Genomic DNA, 20,120 nt, shown 5'->3' with positions numbered 1-20,120 from the left:
CACGGCCCTGGCCCTCGACCGCCGTCGGCTCGGCAAACAGCGGGTCGAGGCGCTGCAGGTCCTGCGCGGCCTGGTCGTCCCCGGCTACGGGTGGCGCCGCCACCCGGCCGTGAAGATGTGGCTCGGCTACGAGGAGGCGCTGGTGCGCTACGGCCTGGAGGTCTGCCGCGTCTGGCGCGAGCAGGGCCACCAGGACACCTGCGCGGCGACGCTCGTGGCCGACCTCGCGGCGACCCGGCCCCACGCCCCGATCCGCGACCAGCATCAACTGGCCGCCGAGGGCGAACTTCCGCCCTGGCTCGGCGACGACCCCTTCCACGAGAGCCACCGCTCGGCCTTGGTCCGCAAGGACCCCACGACCTACACGGTCCTCTTCCCGGGCGTCCCCGCCGACCTGCCGTACGTCTGGCCGACGTCGGACCGCGCGGGCGAGCAGGCGCTGCGGGACTGACGGGCGGGGGTGTACCAGCAGGTACTAAGCCGCCCTGCGGCGCGCCGGACGCCCGGTCGCCTCGGGGTGCTCCGGCACCTCCTCGAACGGGAAGGTCTCGTCCTCCCCGAAGTCCGGGGCCTGGAAGGGGTTGGTCACCGGGGGTGGCGACGCCGCGCCGGAACGGCTGTGTTGCCCTTCCACGGCGGAGAACAGCGAAGTCGGTTCGATGAGAGGTCTCTTTTCCGTTACTGGCCCGGGTCAGGGCCAGGCGTGCCCCGACCGGGCACAGAGGTCCTACAGCTTGGTCATCTTGGCGTACGGGCTCGGGATCCGCATGTGCGCCGAACCGAAGTCCACGAGCGCGGCGATCCCGTCCTCGATGCCGATGACCCGGCCGAGCCCGTACATGTCGTGCGTGACCTGGTCACCCACGGCGAAGTGCTTGGGAGCGGGGGCGACCGGAGCCTTGAAGGGGCTGGTGGGCAAATGACGCTTGGGAGCAGCAGGCTTTGTCATTGGCCTCAGTATGCGCCCAGTAGTGCCGCTCGCGCTGCGCCTGTCCACGTCCGGTGCCCGAACTGAGATGTGAGCGGGGCGCTCCGCTGGCCCCATAAATCGAACACATGCTTGAATTCGGCCATGCGAACGTTTCCCGACGACCTCGTCCGGGCGCAACGGGAGTGGAGTGCCACCTACCGGCAGCTCGCCGATCGGCCCGGCCGCACCGAGCTGCGCCGGCGCCTGTACCGGCTGTCGGTGCAGGCGTACTTCCACCCCTACTGGCAGCGGCGACGGCCCGGCCCGGCGGCGTGGTGGGAGCTGCGTGAGCTGGGAAGGGCGGCGGGGGACGTGCGCGAGCGGCTCCCCCGGTGACGCCCCGGCCTGCGGGACCGTACGTCCCGGATGATCCTGAAGGCATGTCCGGACCGATTCGCGTGATCGTGCACCCGCCGTCCCCCTCGGGTGGCCGCCGCGTGCGCGTGGACGGCGAGATCCTCGGCCTCGCCCACAATGTGACGGATGTCGCGGAGTTCCTGCGCCGCGCAGGCCTGGAGATCGACCCGGCGGACGTGGCGGAGGTGCCGGGGATCGACTGGCGCGGGGTGGGGCCTGAGCGCTGGGGCCCGGAGACGGGTGACTGACGCGCGAGTCCACGCGACACGCCAAGATGGATATAGCCACTCTTTCTGCCATATCGGAGGGCCCCATGACGGACCTCAAGTTCGAGCAGAAGCGCTCCCTGTCACGCCAGGAGGCCGCCGACCAGCTCACGGCACTCGCGGACGCACTACGGGAAGGCGGGGACGCCGAGCTGGAACTCGGCCCCGGCACGCTGGGCCTGCGGATCCCCGACGACCTCCACAGCGAGCTGGAGGTGGAGATAGGGGACGGGGAGATCGAGCTGGAGATCGAGCTGAAGTGGGCGACGGCACCGGCGCGGGCGACGCGATCAGGCACGGACGCGTCACGCACGGACGCGTCAGGTGAGGACGCGCCCGCGGAGAAGCCCAAGCGGAAGACGGCGTCCGCGGGCACGGGCCGAAGCGGCACGGGCACCGGCAAGACCAGAGGTACGAAGCGGTCCACCGCGAAATCCGCCTGAGCGGAGGGGCTCGGTCGGCGGTTCGGGTCGGCGGTTCGGGGCGGCTCGCTCGGTCTCCGGCTCGGGCCCCGGCGCCGCTCCTCGTACCCTGTCCCGGTGCCGTCCTCCCGCCTGCACCGCGTCGCCGTCCTCGTGCTCCCGGGTGCGAAACCGCTCGACGTCGGCATCCCCGCGCAGGTGTTCACGACCCGCGCGAGCATGCCGTACGAGGTACGCGTGTGCGGGTCGGCACCCGGCCTGGTGACCGGTGGCGACGGCCTGTCGTACTACGTCGCCCACGGCCTGGACGCGCTGGCGTGGGCCGACATCGTCTTCATCCCCGGCTACCGGTTCCCGGACCGCGACGACCCGCCGCAGGCCGTCGTCGACGCGCTGATCGCGGCCCACACCCGGGGCACGCGGCTCGCCGCCATCTCCACGGGCGCCTTCGCGCTCGCCGCGACGGGCCTGCTCGACGGCAGACGCGCCACGACGCACTGGCACTACGCACGGGCGCTCGCGGCGAAGCATCCGCTCGTCCGGGTCGACGAGAACGTCCTGTTCGTCGACGAGGGCAGCGTACTGACGTCGGCGGGCGCCGCCTCGGGCATCGACCTGTGCCTGCACATCCTGCGCGGCGACCTCGGAGTCGCCGCGTCGAACCACGCGGCGCGGCGCCTGGTCGCCGCCCCCTATCGCAGCGGCGGCCAGGCGCAGTACGTGCCGCGCAGCGTGCCCGAGCCGCTCGGGGAGCGGTTCGCCGCCACCCGCGAGTGGGCGCTGCACCGGCTCGGCGAGCCCCTCACCCTCGACGGGCTCGCGCGGCACGCGGGGGTCTCGGCGCGTACGTTGTCGCGGCGCTTCGTCGAGGACACGGGGTACACGCCGATGCAGTGGGTCATGCGCGCCCGCATCGACGTGGCCCGTGAGCTGCTGGAGCGTTCGGAACGCAGCGTCGAGCAGATCGCCGCCGACGTAGGCCTGGGGACCGGCGCGAATCTGCGGCTGCATTTCCAGCGCATCCTCGGCACCACACCGAGCGAGTACCGGCACACCTTCGCCCGCGGCGAGTAGCCCCGCCACGCGGCGCGGAGGGGCGGCGTCCGCTGGCGCGATCCTTTCGCGGAGGGGTGGCGTCCGCTGGCGCGATCCTTTCGCGGAGGGGCGGCGTCCGCTGGCGCGATCCTTTCGCGGAAGGCCTGCATCCGCTGACGCGACCCTTTCTCGGAAGGCCTGCGTCCGCTGGCGCGATCCTTTTGAACCCTGGCGATCCCGCCGCTGTCACGCGCGGACGCCGGACGCGAGCCTGGTGGCGAACCGGAGAGATCGAAGGGACACACCACTCATGACGCGCATCGCGATCAACGGATTCGGCCGCATCGGACGCAATGTGCTGCGCGCCCTGCTCGAACGCGACAGCGACCTCGACGTCGTCGCCGTCAACGACCTCACGGAGCCCGCCACCCTCGCCCGGCTGCTCGCCTACGACTCGACGGCCGGCCGGCTCGGTCGCCCGGTGACCGTGGACGGGGACGCCCTCGTCGTCGACGGCCGCCGGATCAGGGTGACGGCCGAGCGCGACCCCGCGCAGCTGCCGTGGGCCGAACTCGGCGTCGACGTCGTCCTGGAGGCCACCGGCCGCTTCACCTCGGCCAAGGCCGCCCGCGCCCACCTCGACGCCGGCGCGAAGAAGGTACTCGTCAGCGCGCCCTCGGACGGCGCCGACGTCACGCTGGCGTTCGGGGTCAACACCGACACCTACGACCCGGCCGTGCACACGATCGTCTCCAACGCCTCCTGCACGACCAACGCGCTCGCCCCGCTGGCCAAGGTGCTCGACGACCTCGCGGGCATCGAGCACGGCTTCATGACGACGGTGCACGCCTACACGCAGGAGCAGAACCTGCAGGACGGCCCGCACCGCGACGCCCGCCGGGCCCGCGCCGCCGGCGTCAACATCGTGCCGACCACGACCGGCGCCGCCAAGGCGATCGGCCTGGTGCTGCCGAACCTCGACGGCAAGCTGTCGGGTGACTCGATCCGCGTACCGGTCCCGGTGGGCTCGATCGTCGAACTCAACACGACCGTCGCCCGCGACGTGACGCGCGAGGACGTGCTGGCGGCGTACCGCACCGCGGCGGAGGGCCCGCTCGCCGGCGTCCTCGAGTACTCGGAGGACCCGCTCGTGTCGTCCGACATCACCGGCAACCCGGCCTCGTCGATCTTCGATTCGGCCCTCACCCGCGTCGACGGCCGCCACGTCAAGGTGGTCGCCTGGTACGACAACGAGTGGGGCTTCTCGAACCGCGTGATCGACACGCTGGAACTCCTCGCCGGCAGCTGAGGCAGATAACGGGGGCGAGGGCGGCCCGCGACGGTCCGGCCGTCCGCCCCCCTCCCTGCTTGAGTCGGATCCGGGTCCGGTCCCTGCTTGAGTCGGATCCGGGTCCGGCTCGAACCGGAGGCCCTCGTGCCGCTTCCAGCGACCGGACAGACGGGTCGAGCTCGGTCGTTCAGCCTGTCTGCGCCGCGTCAGCCGACGCGGCAAGGTCGGCGGTGTCTTCGGAGGGCGGTGCCTCGACGGCCACCGGCTGGTCGACGTCGAGGAAGGCGAAGGTCACGTCGAGGGGGTCGCCGTCGATGAACTCGAGCGGTTGGCCGTCGGAGCCGCCCCGAGTGGCACGCGTGTCGCCCCGCAGGCGGAACTGCTTGGTGCGGTCGTCGTCGCCGATCCACAGATCCATGGTGAGCGTGCCATCGATGCGAAGCATCATGAACTAATCGAGGTTGCCGATCTGGCGCTCCCGAGCCGCCTTGTTCGTCGCAGCGTCGCGGGCGGCGCTGATGCCACGACCGGTCACGGTCCCTTTGAAGTGAGTGGTCCGGGTGCCGTTGATCGTCTCGGTCCCGATCCTCCGCACCTCCTTGGCGGCGGTCAGGATCGTCGACTGCGCGGCCGGGTTGCCTTCGAGCTGAGTCGGCAGCACCCGATAGGACTCGTTGTCCATCGCGCCGCGTCCCCAGACAGCCGGGTCGGCGCTGAACCAGCTCTTGCCACCCGGCTTCCCGGAGTCGAGCGCGCTCCCGCTGACGTACATCACCTCGTCGACGAACCGGATCTCCAGCCGACCGTCCGCGCCCTGGCCGGACGCGTTCATCGTCATCTTCATGACCGCCGGTTCCGTGCGCATGGACGCCTCGGCCTCCAGCCGGCCCCTCTCCGGCACGGTCCCGGTGACCCGGTAGTGGAGCGACCTGATGTGCTCGGCGTTCTCCGCGGCCTTCGCCACGGCCGTTGCGGGCGTCTCCCCGGACGAGCCCGCACGCGCGGAGTCGCTCGGCGCGCCCTCTCCACAGCCCACCGTCCCCCCACCGAGCAGCACAGCTGCGAACGCCGCGCCGGTCACTCCGCGCGCTGCGGAACCAAGCGATGAAACTCTCCTAATTCCCCCCGGAATCAAGGCGACTGGCCCATGCCAGACCTGCGAGGTTATCCCGGCACGGATCCTGTGATCCGCAGAGTCGTGGCGAGCGACACGCGACGGGCGCACCGCCGGGCGCCCGCTGCATGCACGTCGTCCGAACGCCGCTCAGGAAGCTCGTTCTTCCTGCTCCGGTGAGAGCTGCCCGTGGGCGTCGCAGCCGATCAAGAAGCCCTCCACACGGGCGAGTATGGCCTGCCCCACGAACACCTCGGGGCCCTCCGAGCCGGACAACGCCGAAGGGCCCCACCGCGAACGGTGGGGCCCTTCGACATCGTGCCCGGTGAGGCACTGGCGGAGGATACGAGATTCGAACTCGTGAGGGGTTGCCCCCAACACGCTTTCCAAGCGTGCGCCCTAGGCCTCTAGGCGAATCCTCCGCTGGGAACATTACATGACCGAGAGGAGTGCTCGCGAACTCGTTCCCCGCCGCCGACATCAGGTAACCTTGGCGCAGCCCCTCACGCGGCGCTATCTGACTGAACTCCCCCAGGGCCGGAAGGCAGCAAGGGTAGGTTGGCTCTGGCGGGTGCGTGGGGGGCGTCTGCGTTCCCGGACGGGACCTCCCCGACAGGACTTCCCGGACCGGACTTCCCCGGCTGGATCTCCCGGCCGGGTCCGGGCCGGGCCCGATGTCGGTGGGCGCCTATAACCTCGTATGCGTGTCGTCTCTCGCTCTGTACCGCCGCTACCGCCCCGAGACCTTCGCCGAGGTCATCGGGCAGGAGCATGTCACCGACCCGCTGCAGCAGGCGCTGCGGAACAACCGGGTCAACCACGCGTACCTGTTCAGCGGGCCGCGCGGCTGTGGCAAGACGACCAGCGCGCGGATCCTGGCCCGGTGTCTGAACTGCGAGCAGGGGCCCACGCCCACGCCGTGCGGTGAGTGCCAGTCCTGTCAGGACCTCGCCCGCAACGGCCCCGGTTCCATCGACGTCATCGAGATCGACGCCGCTTCCCACGGTGGCGTGGACGACGCCCGTGACCTGCGCGAGAAGGCCTTCTTCGGACCCGCCCGCAGCCGGTACAAGATCTACATCATCGACGAGGCCCACATGGTCACGTCGGCCGGCTTCAACGCGCTGCTCAAGGTCGTCGAGGAGCCGCCGGAGCATCTCAAGTTCATCTTCGCGACCACCGAGCCCGAGAAGGTCATCGGGACGATCCGGTCCCGGACCCACCACTACCCCTTCCGGCTGGTCCCCCCGGGCACCCTGCGGGAGTACCTCGGCCAGGTCTGCCAGAAGGAGACCATCCCCGTCGAGGACGGCGTGCTGCCGCTCGTCGTGCGGGCGGGCGGCGGGTCCGTGCGTGACTCCATGTCCGTCATGGACCAGCTCCTCGCCGGCGCCGCGGCGGACGGTGTGACCTACGCCATGGCCACCGCCCTGCTCGGATACACCGACGGCTCCCTCCTCGACTCCGTCGTCGAGGCCTTCGCCACCGGAGACGGAGCCGCGGCCTTCGAGGTCGTCGACCGCGTGATCGAGGGCGGGAACGACCCCCGCCGCTTCGTCGCCGACCTCCTGGAGCGGCTGCGCGACCTGGTGATCCTCGCCGCCGTCCCGGACGCGGCGGAGAAGGGGCTCATCGACGCCCCCGCCGATGTGATCGAGCGCATGCAGGCCCAGGCCGCCACCTTCGGCCCCGCCGAGCTGAGCCGTGCGGCCGACCTCGTCAACGAGGGCCTGACCGAGATGCGCGGCGCCCACTCGCCCCGTCTCCAGCTCGAACTGATCTGCGCCCGCGTCCTGCTCCCCGCCGCCTACGGAGACGAGCGCTCCGTCATGGCCCGCCTCGACCGGATCGAGCGCGGCGTGAACTACTCCGCCGGCCCTGTCGGCATGCCCGCCATGGGATACGCACCCGGGCCGGAGGGCCACGGGGGAGCCGCGGCCGCTGCGGTTCAGGCGGGCGGCGCTCCGGTTCACGGGGGCGGCGCCGCTTCGGCCCAGATGGGTGGCGGCGCTCCGGTGCCACCGGGCGGTGGCCCGGCCGCGGCCCGTGCGGCGGTCCGTGCGTCCGGAGCACCGGGCAACGGCGCCGGTGGTGGTGTCGGTGGAGGCGGCCATGCGGCGCCTGCGGCCGGCTCCGGCCCTGCGGTCGGCTCCGGCCCTTCGCCGGCGGCCCAGGGGATGCCGCCGTCGGCACCAGGCACGCCCCCGGCTCATGCTCCCGCTCCCAGCGCCCAGGGCGGACCCTCCGCTCCCGGGGGGCCGGACACCGCCCGGCCCCCCGCCGAGGGCCCGGCCGCCTCCGCTCCCGCAGGACCCGCCCAGTCGGCACCGGCCCAGTCGGCACCAGCCCAGTCCGCCCCGGGCGCCTGGCCCACCGCCGCCTCCGCCGGAAGCGGCGGTCGTCGCCCCGGCGGCTGGCCCACGGCAGCCCCGGGCGCCCCCGCCTCGAACACCCCGCCGGCACACACCCCACCGGCACACACTCCGCCGACGAGCACCCCCGCGACCAGCAGCGCACCGGCGGCCCAGCCCTCGGCTCCGGCCCCGACGCCCGCGGCCCCCGCCTCCGGTCCCGCTCCCACGGGCGGCGGCGGTCTCGACCCCCGCATGCTCTGGCCGAACATCCTGGAGGCGGTCAAGAACCGCCGGCGCTTCACCTGGATCCTGCTCAGCCAGAACGCCCAGGTGGCAGGCTTCGACGGCACGACCCTGCAGCTCGGCTTCGTCAACGCCGGCGCGCGGGACAACTTCCTGAGCAGCGGCAGTGAGGACGTGCTGCGGCAGGCGCTGGGCGAACAGTTCAACGTCCAGTGGAAGATCGAGGCGATCGTCGACCCGTCGGGCGGCTCCGCACCGCCGGCGCCGGGCGGCCCCTCCGGGTTCGGCGGCGGTGGCGGCTACAACGCCGCCGGCGGTCCCAGCACCGGCAGCCACCACTCCGGCGGTGGCGGTCACACCTCCGGCGGCGGATACAACGCGGGCGGCGGTACGGCCACGGCCCAGCGCTCCGCCCCGTCCCCGTCGGCTCCCCCGGCCGCTCCCGCCCAGCAGTCGAGCGGCCCCACTCCCGCTGCGACCTCCGGCCCGGCCTCCGCGCCGAGCGCCTCCGTCCCCCAGCCGTCCGCCCCGCAGCCGCGGCACGTCTCCGTCGAGGAGGACATCCCCGAGGACGACGACCCCGACCTCGACGAGTCGGCCCTCTCCGGCCAGGAACTGATCGTCCGCGAGCTGGGGGCGACGGTCGTCGAGGAGTTCACGAACGAATAGCCCGGGGTGCACGAGCGAAACAGCCCGGCCGCCCCACGCGGACGCCACGGCGACCGGGCCTGTCTTGGAGGAACCTCCAGCTCAAGATCCCTCCTCCCTTCGGAAGCCCGCACAAGGAGAAGCCGGCTTCTGCCGTTAGGCTGATCCCCGTGAAGGTCCTCGTCATCGGCAGCGGCGCCCGCGAACACGCCCTGTGCCACTCCCTGTCCCACGACCCCGACGTCACCGCGCTGCACTGCGCGCCCGGCAACGCCGGCATCGCCGAGGTCGCCGAGCTGCACCAGGTCGACGCCCTGGACGGCGCCGCCGTCACCGCGCTGGCCACGCGCCTCGGCGCGGAGCTCGTCGTCGTCGGCCCGGAGGCCCCGCTGGTCGCCGGTGTCGCCGACGCCGTGCGCGACGCGGGCATTCCGGTCTTCGGCCCGTCCGGCCGGGCCGCGCAGCTCGAAGGCTCCAAGGCCTTCGCGAAGGACGTCATGGCGGCGGCCGAGGTGCCCACGGCCCGGTCGTACGTCTGCACGACGGCGGAAGAGGTCGACACGGCCCTCGACGCCTTCGGCGCTCCATACGTCGTGAAGGACGACGGGCTCGCCGCCGGCAAGGGTGTCGTCGTCACGGAGGACCTCGAAGCGGCCCGGGCCCACGCGGCGGCCTGCGAGCGCGTGGTCATCGAGGAGTACCTCGACGGCCCCGAGGTCTCCCTGTTCGCCGTGACCGACGGCGAGACGGTCGTACCGCTCCAGCCCGCCCAGGACTTCAAGCGCGCCCTGGACGGCGACGAGGGCCCCAACACCGGCGGCATGGGCGCGTACTCCCCGCTGCCGTGGGCCGACCCGAAGCTGGTCGACGAGGTCTTGCAGACCGTGCTGCAGCCGACCGTGGACGAGATGCAGCGGCGCGGCACGCCGTTCTCCGGCCTGCTCTACGCCGGTCTCGCGATCACCTCCCGCGGGGTCCGCGTGATCGAGTTCAACGCCCGGTTCGGCGACCCCGAGACCCAGGTCGTGCTGGCCCGGCTGAAGACGCCGCTGGCCGGTCTGCTGATGGCGGCCGCCACCGGCAACCTGGCCCACCTGGAGCCGCTGCGCTGGAGCGACGACGCGGCCGTCACCGTGGTCGTCGCCTCGCACAACTACCCCGGCACCCCGCGCACCGGCGACCCGATCACCGGTCTGGAGGAGGTCGCCGCCCAGGACGCCCCGCACGCGTACGTGCTGCACGCCGGCACCAGGCAGGAGGGCGACGCCGTCGTCAGCGCGGGCGGCCGCGTCCTGTCCGTGACGGCCACCGGCAAGGACCTCACCGAGGCCCGCGACCGTGCCTACACGGCCGTCGGCCGCATCCGTCTCGACGGCTCCCAGCACCGCACCGACATCGCCGCGAAGGCGGCGGGCGCGTAACCGACGCCCGCGCCCGGCAGGCAAACCACCGCCGCCGATGAACCCCACAGGCCCCGGATCCGTCTCAGGATCCGGGGCCTGACGTATGGGGGAGGCGGTGGCCTGACGTCGGAAAGGCAGTGGCCTGACGTATCGGGGAGGCGGTGGCCGGACGAGTGGGCTGAGCGGTGGCCTGAACTGTGCGGGAGACGGGGGCCTGATGCTCGCTGTCCGTCATCCACCTTTCCCCAAAGCCATTCCATCGAGTGACCGGTCCCGTATCCGGCTGACGGGGGGCGGAGCCCCAACTAGGGTGCGGCGCAAGCGTTCCGGCACTTGGCCCACCGGCATTGCGATGTCAGTGGCGGGTGCCACAGTGGGGGAGTGAGCAAGGCAAGCATCGGGTCAACGGGGAGGGGGTGAGGTCGGTCGTGACCGGAATGGGTGTGGAAGCGGGCGCGCAGGTCGCGCGGGCACGCGCACTGGCCGTGCTGCGCATCCGCAGCCGTGCCCTGGCCGTCGCACTGCTGCCGGCCGCCGTCGCCGTGATCATGCTCGCGGGCGCCGCCGGTGACCGCCTGGAGGGCCCCGTCTGGGACGCGGCCCGGGCCGTACTGACGCCGGTCGCGGCCCTCGTGCTGCTCGCCGCGGCCGGGATCGCCCTGGTCGTCGCCCGTGCCCGGCCGGCCATGAGCCCGACCGTCCCGGTCACCGAGGAGGCCGCCCCCGACCTGTACCGGATGGTGCGCGACCTCGCCGACCGCCTCGACGTCCCCGCGCCCTCCGCCATAGCGCTCACCCCGGACTGCGACAGCTGGCTCGAGGACCGCACCCACCCGTCCCACGCCCCGCCGCCGGTCGAGGAGCACCAGGACATCGCGGGGGCGGGGAAGCAGGCGCAGCGCCGGCAACCCGTCGCGCCGGTCCTCGTCATCGGCTCCCCGTTCCTGTGGTGGATGCGGGTCGGAGAGCTGCGCGCGGTCCTCGCCCCGGTCATCGCCGGTACGGGCCCCTCGGCCCAGCCGGACATAGCCGCCGCCCGGCGCTTCGTCCGGGGCCTGGACGCGGCGGTGGCCGTGGCGTCGGCGCCCCGCCGCGACCCGGTGTCGCGGGCGGTGCTCGCCGGGGTCGGCCGGGTCGCCCGGCTTCTGCTGCGGAGCTGCCGGATCCATGCCGCCGAGATGGAGCGGGGCGTGGCGGCCGCGGCCGCGGAGCGTGCACAGGCTGTGGACTACGGGCTGCGGATCGTCGCCCAGGAGCAGGTGGGCTTGGCCTACGCGGGCTGGGACCGGCTGCTGACCCGGGTCGCGCTGCCCGCCTGGCGGATGGGGCGCTGGCCGTCCCGGCTGGACGCCGGTGTGGTCGCGGCGCTCACGGAGCTGTCCCGGCGCGACCGTCTGGCCGAGGGCTTCGCGTCCCGGCTGGGTGAGCGGCCGGCCTGCGATCTGCTGGAGGAGCCGGGAACGGTCGACGAAGCCGCCTCCCTCCTCGCCGCCCGCCTCTTCCACGGTGGCCCCGCAGGGCCCGGGCCCGACTGGTCGCCGGTGGACTGGAGCGAGTATCCGGACGAGGTCGTGGACCGCAAGTGGCGCCTCGACGCGGCCCGGCTCCACCGCGTCCTGGACGCGATGGGCGTCCGGCCCGCCACCGGCCCCACCGCCTCCGCCGCCGACGCCCCGACCCTGTCCCGCGTCCTCGACCACCTCACGGACACGGGCCCCGCGGGTACGACCGAGACCGCCGGAGCCGGCAGCCCCGCGGCGGACCCGGCAGCGGACCCGACGGGTGACCCCGCAGCACATCCGACCGGTTCCAGACCGGACACCGCACCACCCGAAGCCCCCGCCCCCGCCACACCCAGGCCCGGCACCGGAGGCACCACGAGCATCACCCCGGGCACCACCCCGGGCACCACCGCCACAACCGACGCTCTCGACGACGAGGACCTCTCCGGTACCACGGCCCCCAGCGCCACCCTCGCCGCCCGGCTCAGCGCCGAACTGGCCAGGGAAGAAGCCGCGCCCTCCCCGGCGGCGACCCCGACGCCGGCCGCGCCGTCCCCCACCACCGACCTCGCCGCCCTCTGGGACGACCGGGCCCTCCCCCTCTTCCCCCTCCAGCCCCCGCGCACCGCCCGAGAGCTGCTCGCCGACCACCTCACGGCGATGGTCTGCTGCGCCGCGATGGACACCGCCGGCGCGACCCCGGGCCTGGACTGGCTGGACGGCCCGACCCTCCTCGTCGACGGCGAGCGCACGGCCGATCTGGCGCCCAAGGTCCTCACCCTCATCGAGGACGGCGACGCCACCCCCCTGCGGGTCTGGCTGTCCCAGCTCGGCATACGCCCGGAGAAGCCGGTCCGTCTCGGCTGACCACCGGAGCATCTTCTTCCGGTTCTGGCCAATTCGAAACGAACAGTGACGAAGCGCGCGCGTCATGTGATGTGCTTGGACCGTTCGCGTGCATGGCAAGAGCTTGCGACATACGACAAGCACATAAGCACGAAGGCGTCGCACGCACCGCACGCACCGCACGCACCACGGCACACCGCCCACACCACAGAACACCGCACGGGCACACGCCAGACCGGCACGCACCACACCGGCACGCATCACACCGGCACGCATCACCACGGGGGCCAAGGGGAGGGAAGCAGTCATGGGTTCGGAGCAGATCCGCCGCTGGGAGTCGGGAGCGCTGGCGCATGCCGTGACGGATCCCTTCGGACAGGGCCCCGTTCCGTGGCTGCGCGGCACGGTGACGTACTTCGACGACTCGGGCCAGGTCGTCCCCTGGTACGTGGACCAGGACGCCCCCCACCCGTCCAAGAAGGGCAGCCGCTCGGGCGGCCCCCGCGCGGCCGACGACGTCAACCGCCAGATCAAGGGCTTCACCTCCACCGGCGCGGTGGCGCCCGGCGAAGCCATCGACTTCCACATCACCGTCGACCCGCCGCAGCAGTTCGCCGTCGACATCTACCGCATCGGCCACTACGGCGGTGACGGCGCCGCGAAGATCACCACCAGCCCGCGTCTGTCCGGCATCGTCCAGCCCGCGCCGCTCACCGCGGACCGTACGGTCTCCTGCCACCACTGGTGGCTGTCCTGGCGGCTGCAGGTCCCCTCGTACTGGAACATCGGCGCGTACGTCGCCGTCCTCACCACCGCCGACGGCTACCGCTCCCACGTCCCCTTCACCGTCCGCCACGACCAGCCCGCCGACCTGCTGCTCGTACTGCCCGACGTCACCTGGCAGGCGTACAACCTCTATCCGGAGGACGGGCGCACGGGCGCCAGCCTCTACCACGCCTGGGACGAGAAAGGCACGCTGCTCGGCGAGTCCGAGGCCGCCACGACGGTCTCCTTCGACCGCCCGTACGCGGGCGCGGGCCTTCCCTTACACGTCGGCCACGCCTACGACTTCATCCGCTGGGCCGAGCGCTACGGCTACGACCTCGCCTACGCCGACGCCAGCGACCTGCACGCGGGCCGCGTCGACCCCACCCGCTACCGCGGTCTGGTCTTCCCGGGCCACGACGAGTACTGGTCGGCCGCCATGCGCACCACCGTGGAGCTCGCCCGCGACGCCGGCACCTCGCTGGTCTTCCTCTCCGCGAACTCCCTGTACTGGCAGGTGGAGCTGGGCCCCTCCCCGTCCGGCGTGCCCGACCGGCTGCTGACCTGCCGCAAGCGCCGGGGCCCGGGCAAGCCGGTGCTGTGGCGGGAGATCGACCGGGCCGAACAACAGCTCCTGGGCATCCAGTACGCCGGGCCCGTCCCCGAGCCGCACCCGCTGATCGTGCGCAACGCCGGGCACTGGCTGTGGGAGGCCACCGGGGCGCACGAGGGCGACGAGATCGACAACCTCGTGGCGGGTGAGGCGGACCGTTACTTCCCGCGCACCGCGCTGCCCGAGCACGAGGAGCGCACGCTGCTCGCCCACTCCCCGTACACCGACAAGGAAGGCACCGCGCGCCATCAGGAGACGTCCCTGTACCGCGCCCCCTCCGGCGCCTGGGTCTTCGCAGCAGGAACGTTCGCCTGGTCCCCGGCCCTGGACCGACCCGGCCACGTCGACACGCGCATACAGCGGGCGACCGCCAATCTCCTGGACCGCATCTGCAAACGCGACTGACCCACTGTCCGTGATCAAGCTCGCATACGGGAGAATCGAGCCACTTGGACAGAACCACGGGGAGGAACCGTGTCCGGATTCGTCGAAAAGCCCGAGCCGATCCAGGTTCCGGGCCTGGTGCATCTGCACACCGGCAAGGTGCGCGAGCTGTACCGCAACGAGGCGGGCGACCTCGTGATGGTCGCCAGCGACCGCATCTCCGCCTACGACTGGGTGCTGCCGACCGAGATCCCCGACAAGGGACGGATCCTCACGCAGCTGTCCCTGTGGTGGTTCGACCGGCTTTCCGACCTGGTCCCGAACCACGTCCTGAGCACGGAACTGCCCGACGGCGCCCCCGCCGACTGGGCGGGCCGCACGCTGATCTGCAAGTCGCTGCGGATGGTCCCCGTGGAGTGCGTGGCCCGCGGCTACCTCACCGGCTCGGGCCTCGCCGAGTACAACGAGACCCGCACGGTCTGCGGCCTCGCCCTGCCGGAAGGCCTGACCGACGGCAGTGAACTGCCCGCCCCGATCTTCACCCCGGCCACCAAGGCCGAGGTCGGCGAGCACGACGAGAACGTCTCCTACGAGGAGGTCGCCCGCCAGGTCGGCGCGGACACCGCGGCCCGGCTGCGCCAGGCGACCCTCGCGGTCTACTCCCGCGGCCGGGACATCGCCCGGGAGCGGGGCATCATCCTCGCGGACACCAAGTTCGAGTTCGGTTTCGAGGGCGACGACCTGGTCCTCGCGGACGAGGTCCTCACCGCGGACTCCTCCCGCTTCTGGCCGGCCGACCAGTGGCAGCCGGGCCGCGCGCAGCCGTCGTACGACAAGCAGTTCGTCCGCGACTGGCTGACCTCGGCGGAGTCCGGCTGGGACCGCAAGAGCGAGCAGCCGCCGCCCGCCCTGCCCCAGCAGGTCGTCGACGCCACCCGCGCCAAGTACGTGGAGGCGTACGAGCGGCTGACCGGCACGAGCTGGTCGTAGGACGCGGAGAAGCCCCCGGGGACACGGAAAAGCCCCGGGGGACACGGAAAAGCCCCCCGGCCGGAACCGGGGGGCTTCTCGATGGAGCGAACGACGAGGTTCGAACTCGCGACCTCAACCTTGGCAAGGTTGCGCTCTACCAACTGAGCTACGTTCGCATGCGCCGTGGCGCGAGAACCACTATACCCAACCTCGCTCCCGCGCGAGCCGTACTGCCGCATGCCGGTTCTCCGCCCCGAGCTTCGAGGCGGCCGACGACAGATAGTTCCGCACGGTGCCCTGGGACAGCGCGGCCCGCTCGGCGATCTCCGCGACGGGCGCCCCGTCGGCGGCGAGTTCCAGGACCTCCGCCTCCCGCGCGGTCAGCGGCGAGTCGCCGGCGGCGATCGCGTCGGCGGCCAACTCCGGGTCGACGTAACGGTTCCCGGCGTGCACGGTCCGGATGAGCTCCGCGAGGCGCTGCGCGCTCACGGTCTTCGGCACGAAGCCGCGTACCCCGGCCTGCAGCGCCCGCTTCAGATGCCCGGGCCGCCCATGGCTGGTGACGATGAGCACCTTGCAGCCGGGCAGTTCGGTCCGCAGGGATGTGGCGACCTTCACACCGTCGGCCCCGGGCATCTGGAGATCCAGCACGGCGACGTCGGGCTTGTGGGCCCGGGCCATCGCCATCGCCTCGGGTCCGGTGGCCGCCTCGGCGACCACGACGAGGTCGTCCTCCAGGGACAGCAGCGCGGCGAGCGCCCCCCGGATGAGGTGCTCGTCGTCGGCGAGCAGCAGCCGGACGGGCTGCGCAGCCGTCATGAGGTGATCTCGCTCACGGTGTGCGCCGTGACGGCGGCCGGGACAGCGCCGGAAGCGGTGGACGGCGACGGCAGCGGGATCTCCGCCGTCAGCCGGAACAGCCCCCGCCCCACGGGCCCGGCCTCCAGCGTCCCGTCGATCTCCGCCAGCCGCTCCCGCAGCCCGGCGAGTCCCGAGCCGGACGGACCGGCCCCGGACTCCGCCCCCGCTTCGCTCACTCCGTCGTTCTCCACGGACAACACCACCCGCCCCTCCACCACCCGTAGCCGCACTTCACACCGTTGCGCGTCCCCGTGCCGCAGCACGTTGGTCGCGGCCTCCCGGACCACCCACCCCAGGGCGGACTGCACCGCGGGCGGCAGGCCGGTGGCCGGCACCCCGCCGACCGTGCAGTCGATGCCGGCCGCCGCCAGCACTCCTTGTGCACCGGCGAGTTCAGCGCCGAGGTCGGCCTCCCGGTAGCCGCGCACGACCTCCCGCACCTCCCGCTGCGATTCCTGCGCGAGCCGCTGCACCTCGACCATCTGCGGCACTGCCTCGGGCCGCCCCCGCTGGGCGAGCTGCACGGCCAGTTCGCTCTTGAGGGCGATCACGGCGAGGTTGCGCCCCATGACGTCGTGCAGATCCCGCCCGAACCTCAGCCGCTCCTCGGCGACGGCGAGCCGGGCCCGGGTCTCGCGGGCCTCGTCGAGTTCGTAGACGGCGTTCAGCAGCCACACCGAGAAGACGGCCGTGAAGGCGAGGAACGTGCCGCCGACCAGCACGAGCAGTGCCGTGAAGAGCGCCGTGAGAGCGGAGGCGCCGAGCGTGAACGTCACGACCCAGGCGCCTGCCGCGAAGCCGCCCGCGATGCCGAACGCGCGCCGCCGGTCGCGGACGCCGAGCGCGATGATGCCGGGACCGAAGATCAGGATCACTCCGAAGACGCCACTGGCGGCGGTGGCGACGCCCTCGCGGTCGGGTCCGTGCTCGGCGAGGCCGAGCGCGAGGGCGGCGATCACGGCGGTGGCGGCGCCCAGCGTCCACATCAGTCCGGTGGGCTGGGGCCTGCGGCCGCGTGTCCAGTCGATCGCCCGGGACGCGGTCACGAAGCAGAGGGTGGCGTGCACGGCCACCACCAGCATGGCGGCACCGCCGAGCCGCCCCCCGAGCGGGGCGACGGACGTGAGCCCGACGGAGAGGAACTCCACCACCGCGAAGAAGTGGAACGACCACCGGGTGTACGTCTCGACCTTCTCCGGCGTGCTCTTGTGCCGCCACCATCTGCCCGGCATGCGCATCGGCCCGTCACTCCCCCCTCGGTCAGCGCCGCGGTTCCCAGCGGAACCGCCGCCGTACAGCAAACACCGCGATGAGGATCCAGGCCACGGCGGTCGCGAGGGCGCCCAGTGCCTCGTACGCGGAGAGGTCGCCGGTCCAGCCGCCGCGCACCAGCGTGACGACGGGCGTCAGCGGCAGCAGCTCGCAGACGGAGGCCACCCGGTCCGGCATCAGCTCCAGCGGCCAGAACATGCCGGAGCCGATCATCGAGATCATCAGCAGCGGCATGGGCGTGACCTGGGCGCTCTCGCCGGTCCGGGTGAACGTCGCGGTTGCCGCGGCGAGTGCGGCGCACATCACGAGCCCCGACAGCAGCCCGAGGACGGCCAGATGGGGTGCCGACGGCGCCGACAGGTCCAGCAGCGCGACGCACCCCGCCGCCAGCAGCAGGCACTGCACGAGCCCGGTGAGGACGGCCGGCAGCGCGGTGCCGGCCAGGATCTCGACGTCCCGCAGCTCACCGGTGCGCAGCCGCTTGAGGACGAGTTCCTCGCGCCGGACGACGAAGGACCCGACGAGCACCGAGTAGACGGCGAACAGCAGGGAGAAGCCGATCGCGGCGGGCAGCACCAGGGTGCCCGTGTCCAGCCCGGCTCCGGCGAGGTCCATGTCCTCGGCCGCCGCCCGCACACTGACCGGCATCACCAGCGGCACGAACAGAGCGGCCACGAGCGCGCCCCGGGTCCGCCCGAGCAGGGTCAGTTCGGCGCGGGCGAGTGCGGTCATCCGGCTCAGCGGGGTCGTCGCCGCCACCGCCGGGCGGGGTGTCGTGTGCGTGGCGCTCATGCCGCGTACTCCTTCGTCGTCGTCCCGGTGGCCTGCTCGGCGGCGACGTTCTCGGCGATGTGGAGGAACGCCTCCTCCAGGGAGGCCGAGCGCACGTCCAGGCGGTGCAGCTCGACCCGGGCCCGCTCGGCCCACACCAGCAGTGCTGTGGCCGTGCGCTGCAGTTCACGGGTGCGGAGCCGGACGGTCCGGCCGACGGTCTCGTGCCCGGTCACGCCGAGTTCGCCGAGCGGCGGCAGGTCACCGACGAAGTAGCCGTCGGGCAGCTCGAAGGAGATCCGCGACGGCTCCGCGGCGGTCACCTCGGCCGGGGTGCCGGTGGTGGCGATACGGCCCTCGTGCATGATCGCGAGCCGGTCGGCGAGGTTCTCCGCCTCCTCCAGGTAGTGCGTGGTCAGCAGCACCGTCGTCCCGCCGTCGCGCAGCGCGCTCACCAACTCCCAGGTGGCCCGGCGGCCTTCGGCGTCCAGCCCGGTGGAGGGCTCGTCGAGGAAGAGCACCTCGGGATCGCCGAGCAGGGCGAGCGCCAGGTCGAGGCGGCGCCGCTGCCCGCCGGACAGCTGCTTGACCCGGGTGCCGGTCCTGGACTCCAGGCCGACCAGCGCCAGTACCTCCGCCGGCGGCCGTGCCCCGCTCACGCATCCCGCCCACATCCGAGCGGTCTCCGCGACGGTGAGCTCGGAGGGAAAGCCGCCTTCCTGCAGCATCACGCCGGTGCGGGGCCGTACGGCGGCCCGGTCGGTGTACGGGTCGTGCCCGAGGACCCGCACCCGCCCGCCGGCCGGCCGCGCGAGTCCCTCCAGCAGTTCGACGGTCGACGTCTTGCCCGCGCCGTTGGTGCCGAGCAGCGCGAAGATCTCGCCGCGTCGGACGGAAAAGCTGATTCCGCGTACCGCCTCGAACCCGCCCCCGTACACACGCCGCAGGTCAGTGACCTCAATCACGTGTTCGTGTCCGTTGGTTTCCATGATTCAAGCGTCCCGAGCGGGCGGGCCCGGAGGCAGTGCGCGCTGTCATCACTCGGCATGACAAATGTCAGAAGGCCGGAAGGAGCGGCCGGAACACGATGAAGGCCCCGGTCCTCATGGACCGGGGCCTTCATTCCCGAGCGGACGACGAGGCTCGAACTCGCGACCTCAACCTTGGCAAGGTTGCGCTCTACCAACTGAGCTACGTCCGCATTTGCTCCCGACCAGCTTGCACTGATCGGTGCGGGCACCAGCCTACCTGATCCTCCCCGAGCTCTCGACAAGCTCGAGCAGGGGTTACCCCCATGAGTGGACGGTACGGCGATGCAGAGCGGGTGACAGGAATCGCACACTGCGCCTTCCCCCTGGAAGGGGGATGTTCTACTACTGAACTACACCCGCATGTTTCCGTGAGCTGGGCCTTTCGGCCTCGCCCCTCGGCGTGCTCCAGACTCTAGCTGATCAGCCGGGGTGCTGCGCAAGTCGGCTGCCGCGAGGGGCGGGTGACCGGGCATCGGTCCGGGCTCGACGGACCGTCACTGCGCGGCGGTGAACGCCTCGTAGACCCTCTTGGGGATGCGCCCGCGCGCGGGGACGTCCATCTTGTTGGCCTGCGCCCAGGCGCGCACGGCCGACGGGTCGGGGGCGACCTCCGTCTGCCGGTACGCCTTGCCCGAGCGGGACCGCTTGCGGCCGGCCTCCACGTAGGGCGCGAGCGCCTTCCGCAGCTCTCCGGCGTTGCCTTCGCTCAGGTCGATCTCGTACGACTTGCCGTCCAGTCCGAAGGCGATCGTTTCCGCCGCTTCCGAACCGTCGATGTCGTCAGAGAGAGTGACCACGACCTTCTGCGCCACGAATATCGGTCCCTTCATGCGGCACTATGCCAATTCATTTGTACAGTGCCCGGCAATACATTGTGAAGCCCGACTAAATCCTTCCGCGTGTCCGAAGGCAATAGGTTTCGGGTGTCGATCCGGAATCTTTCCCGAAAATTTCGCGTGCGGGTCCGTCGATGCCGGATCGTGATGACGGTCACGTAGTT

At 72.3% G+C, this 20,120-nt stretch carries 19 protein-coding genes, 4 tRNA genes and 1 other RNA gene; 12 read left to right on the top strand and 12 right to left on the bottom strand.

The genetic code is table 11. From position 1 onward, the window contains the following. Positions 1–451, top strand: a 451-nt coding sequence (locus ACZ7EG_RS10410; protein ID WP_471075109.1) for an MSMEG_6728 family protein, incomplete at its 5' end; no start/stop codon positions are given. Positions 452–727: 276 nt separating this feature from the next. Here ACZ7EG_RS10410 and ACZ7EG_RS10405 read toward each other — a convergent pair. Continuing rightward, positions 728–949, bottom strand: coding sequence for a hypothetical protein (locus ACZ7EG_RS10405; protein ID WP_053670482.1), 222 nt, complete (start codon positions 947–949; stop codon positions 728–730). A 123-nt stretch (positions 950–1,072) separates the two neighbouring features. Between ACZ7EG_RS10405 and ACZ7EG_RS10400 the strand changes: the two genes are divergently transcribed. The 5 genes from ACZ7EG_RS10400 to gap all read left to right on the top strand — a co-directional run bounded on the left by ACZ7EG_RS10400 (position 1,073) and on the right by gap (position 4,359). Then, complete coding sequence (locus ACZ7EG_RS10400) at positions 1,073–1,306, top strand: hypothetical protein (RefSeq protein WP_471075106.1); 234 nt, start codon at positions 1,073–1,075, stop codon at positions 1,304–1,306. A gap of 44 nt (positions 1,307–1,350) precedes the next feature. Beyond that, positions 1,351–1,575, top strand: a complete 225-nt coding sequence (locus ACZ7EG_RS10395) for a hypothetical protein (RefSeq protein WP_471075103.1) — start codon at positions 1,351–1,353, stop codon at positions 1,573–1,575. 65 nt (positions 1,576–1,640) lie between these two features. Then, positions 1,641–2,036, top strand: a complete 396-nt coding sequence (locus tag ACZ7EG_RS10390; RefSeq protein ID WP_471075100.1) for an amphi-Trp domain-containing protein — start codon at positions 1,641–1,643, stop codon at positions 2,034–2,036. Between the two features lie 96 nt (positions 2,037–2,132). Beyond that, on the top strand, positions 2,133–3,089 hold the full coding sequence (locus ACZ7EG_RS10385) for a GlxA family transcriptional regulator (protein WP_471075097.1): 957 nt from the start codon (positions 2,133–2,135) through the stop codon (positions 3,087–3,089). 271 nt (positions 3,090–3,360) lie between these two features. Next, entirely contained in the window at positions 3,361–4,359 is a 999-nt protein-coding gene (gene gap, locus ACZ7EG_RS10380) for a type I glyceraldehyde-3-phosphate dehydrogenase (protein WP_471075094.1), read from the top strand. Between the two features lie 169 nt (positions 4,360–4,528). Here the strand turns inward: gap and ACZ7EG_RS10375 are convergent, their stop codons facing one another. From ACZ7EG_RS10375 to ACZ7EG_RS10365, 3 genes are all read right to left on the bottom strand, one after another. Next, on the bottom strand, positions 4,529–4,789 hold the full coding sequence (locus ACZ7EG_RS10375; RefSeq protein WP_471075091.1) for a hypothetical protein: 261 nt from the start codon (positions 4,787–4,789) through the stop codon (positions 4,529–4,531). 3 nt (positions 4,790–4,792) lie between these two features. Further along, positions 4,793–5,422 (bottom strand): SCO4651 family lipoprotein, encoded by a 630-nt coding sequence (locus ACZ7EG_RS10370; protein ID WP_471075088.1) that lies wholly within the window; start codon positions 5,420–5,422, stop codon positions 4,793–4,795. Positions 5,423–5,789: 367 nt separating this feature from the next. After that, a tRNA-Ser gene (locus tag ACZ7EG_RS10365) sits at positions 5,790–5,877 on the bottom strand. A 73-nt stretch (positions 5,878–5,950) separates the two neighbouring features. Between ACZ7EG_RS10365 and ffs the strand changes: the two genes are divergently transcribed. The 6 genes from ffs to ACZ7EG_RS10335 all read left to right on the top strand — a co-directional run bounded on the left by ffs (position 5,951) and on the right by ACZ7EG_RS10335 (position 15,203). Continuing rightward, an RNA gene (gene ffs, locus ACZ7EG_RS10360) (signal recognition particle sRNA small type) lies at positions 5,951–6,045 on the top strand. A gap of 114 nt (positions 6,046–6,159) precedes the next feature. Next, on the top strand, positions 6,160–8,721 hold the full coding sequence (locus tag ACZ7EG_RS10355; protein ID WP_471075085.1) for a DNA polymerase III subunit gamma and tau: 2,562 nt from the start codon (positions 6,160–6,162) through the stop codon (positions 8,719–8,721). 149 nt (positions 8,722–8,870) lie between these two features. After that, positions 8,871–10,121, top strand: a complete 1,251-nt coding sequence (purD, locus tag ACZ7EG_RS10350; RefSeq protein ID WP_471075082.1) for a phosphoribosylamine--glycine ligase — start codon at positions 8,871–8,873, stop codon at positions 10,119–10,121. Positions 10,122–10,540: 419 nt separating this feature from the next. After that, on the top strand, positions 10,541–12,472 hold the full coding sequence (locus tag ACZ7EG_RS10345; protein ID WP_471077021.1) for a hypothetical protein: 1,932 nt from the start codon (positions 10,541–10,543) through the stop codon (positions 12,470–12,472). Positions 12,473–12,758: 286 nt separating this feature from the next. After that, on the top strand, positions 12,759–14,234 hold the full coding sequence (locus ACZ7EG_RS10340) for a N,N-dimethylformamidase beta subunit family domain-containing protein (protein WP_471075079.1): 1,476 nt from the start codon (positions 12,759–12,761) through the stop codon (positions 14,232–14,234). A 69-nt stretch (positions 14,235–14,303) separates the two neighbouring features. Beyond that, positions 14,304–15,203, top strand: a complete 900-nt coding sequence (locus ACZ7EG_RS10335; protein WP_471075076.1) for a phosphoribosylaminoimidazolesuccinocarboxamide synthase — start codon at positions 14,304–14,306, stop codon at positions 15,201–15,203. A gap of 82 nt (positions 15,204–15,285) precedes the next feature. Here ACZ7EG_RS10335 and ACZ7EG_RS10330 read toward each other — a convergent pair. The 8 genes from ACZ7EG_RS10330 to ACZ7EG_RS10295 all read right to left on the bottom strand — a co-directional run bounded on the left by ACZ7EG_RS10330 (position 15,286) and on the right by ACZ7EG_RS10295 (position 19,932). Then, positions 15,286–15,361 (bottom strand) — tRNA-Gly (locus ACZ7EG_RS10330). A gap of 22 nt (positions 15,362–15,383) precedes the next feature. Then, complete coding sequence (locus ACZ7EG_RS10325; protein WP_471075073.1) at positions 15,384–16,004, bottom strand: response regulator; 621 nt, start codon at positions 16,002–16,004, stop codon at positions 15,384–15,386. Then, complete coding sequence (locus ACZ7EG_RS10320; RefSeq protein ID WP_471075070.1) at positions 16,001–17,284, bottom strand: sensor histidine kinase; 1,284 nt, start codon at positions 17,282–17,284, stop codon at positions 16,001–16,003. The genes ACZ7EG_RS10325 and ACZ7EG_RS10320 overlap by 4 nt, the downstream gene beginning before the upstream one ends. Before the next feature lie 22 nt (positions 17,285–17,306). After that, positions 17,307–18,110 carry an ABC transporter permease gene (locus ACZ7EG_RS10315; protein WP_471075067.1) on the bottom strand — a complete coding sequence of 268 codons (804 nt, stop codon included), beginning with the start codon at positions 18,108–18,110 and terminating at the stop codon, positions 17,307–17,309. Then, positions 18,107–19,078, bottom strand: a complete 972-nt coding sequence (locus tag ACZ7EG_RS10310; RefSeq protein WP_471075064.1) for an ABC transporter ATP-binding protein — start codon at positions 19,076–19,078, stop codon at positions 18,107–18,109. The genes ACZ7EG_RS10315 and ACZ7EG_RS10310 overlap by 4 nt, the downstream gene beginning before the upstream one ends. 139 nt (positions 19,079–19,217) lie before the next feature. Beyond that, positions 19,218–19,290 (bottom strand) — tRNA-Gly (locus ACZ7EG_RS10305). Between the two features lie 118 nt (positions 19,291–19,408). Continuing rightward, positions 19,409–19,480: transfer RNA gene (locus ACZ7EG_RS10300), tRNA-Gly, on the bottom strand. 134 nt (positions 19,481–19,614) lie between these two features. Further along, entirely contained in the window at positions 19,615–19,932 is a 318-nt protein-coding gene (locus ACZ7EG_RS10295; protein WP_104779267.1) for a histone-like nucleoid-structuring protein Lsr2, read from the bottom strand. Between the last annotated feature and the right edge of the window lie 188 nt (positions 19,933–20,120).

Source organism: Streptomyces sp. NPDC037100 (genome assembly GCF_055606225.1).
Note: the sequence above shows the minus strand (reverse complement) of the source record. Positions and strands in the feature narration are given on the sequence as shown.

Bases quoted from the DNA above. Each gene is read 5' to 3' on its own strand.
- ACZ7EG_RS10405 (WP_053670482.1), bottom strand. From the start codon at position 949: ATGACAAAGCCTGCTGCTCCCAAGCGTCATTTGCCCACCAGCCCCTTC.
- ACZ7EG_RS10400 (WP_471075106.1), top strand. From the start codon at position 1,073: ATGCGAACGTTTCCCGACGACCTCGTCCGGGCGCAACGGGAGTGGAGT.
- ACZ7EG_RS10395 (WP_471075103.1), top strand. From the start codon at position 1,351: ATGTCCGGACCGATTCGCGTGATCGTGCACCCGCCGTCCCCCTCGGGT.
- ACZ7EG_RS10390 (WP_471075100.1), top strand. From the start codon at position 1,641: ATGACGGACCTCAAGTTCGAGCAGAAGCGCTCCCTGTCACGCCAGGAG.
- gap (WP_471075094.1), top strand. From the start codon at position 3,361: ATGACGCGCATCGCGATCAACGGATTCGGCCGCATCGGACGCAATGTG.
- ACZ7EG_RS10375 (WP_471075091.1), bottom strand. From the start codon at position 4,789: ATGATGCTTCGCATCGATGGCACGCTCACCATGGATCTGTGGATCGGC.
- ACZ7EG_RS10345 (WP_471077021.1), top strand. From the start codon at position 10,541: ATGGGTGTGGAAGCGGGCGCGCAGGTCGCGCGGGCACGCGCACTGGCC.
- ACZ7EG_RS10340 (WP_471075079.1), top strand. From the start codon at position 12,759: ATGGGTTCGGAGCAGATCCGCCGCTGGGAGTCGGGAGCGCTGGCGCAT.
- ACZ7EG_RS10325 (WP_471075073.1), bottom strand. From the start codon at position 16,004: ATGACGGCTGCGCAGCCCGTCCGGCTGCTGCTCGCCGACGACGAGCAC.
- ACZ7EG_RS10320 (WP_471075070.1), bottom strand. From the start codon at position 17,284: ATGCGCATGCCGGGCAGATGGTGGCGGCACAAGAGCACGCCGGAGAAG.
- ACZ7EG_RS10315 (WP_471075067.1), bottom strand. From the start codon at position 18,110: ATGAGCGCCACGCACACGACACCCCGCCCGGCGGTGGCGGCGACGACC.
- ACZ7EG_RS10310 (WP_471075064.1), bottom strand. From the start codon at position 19,078: ATGGAAACCAACGGACACGAACACGTGATTGAGGTCACTGACCTGCGG.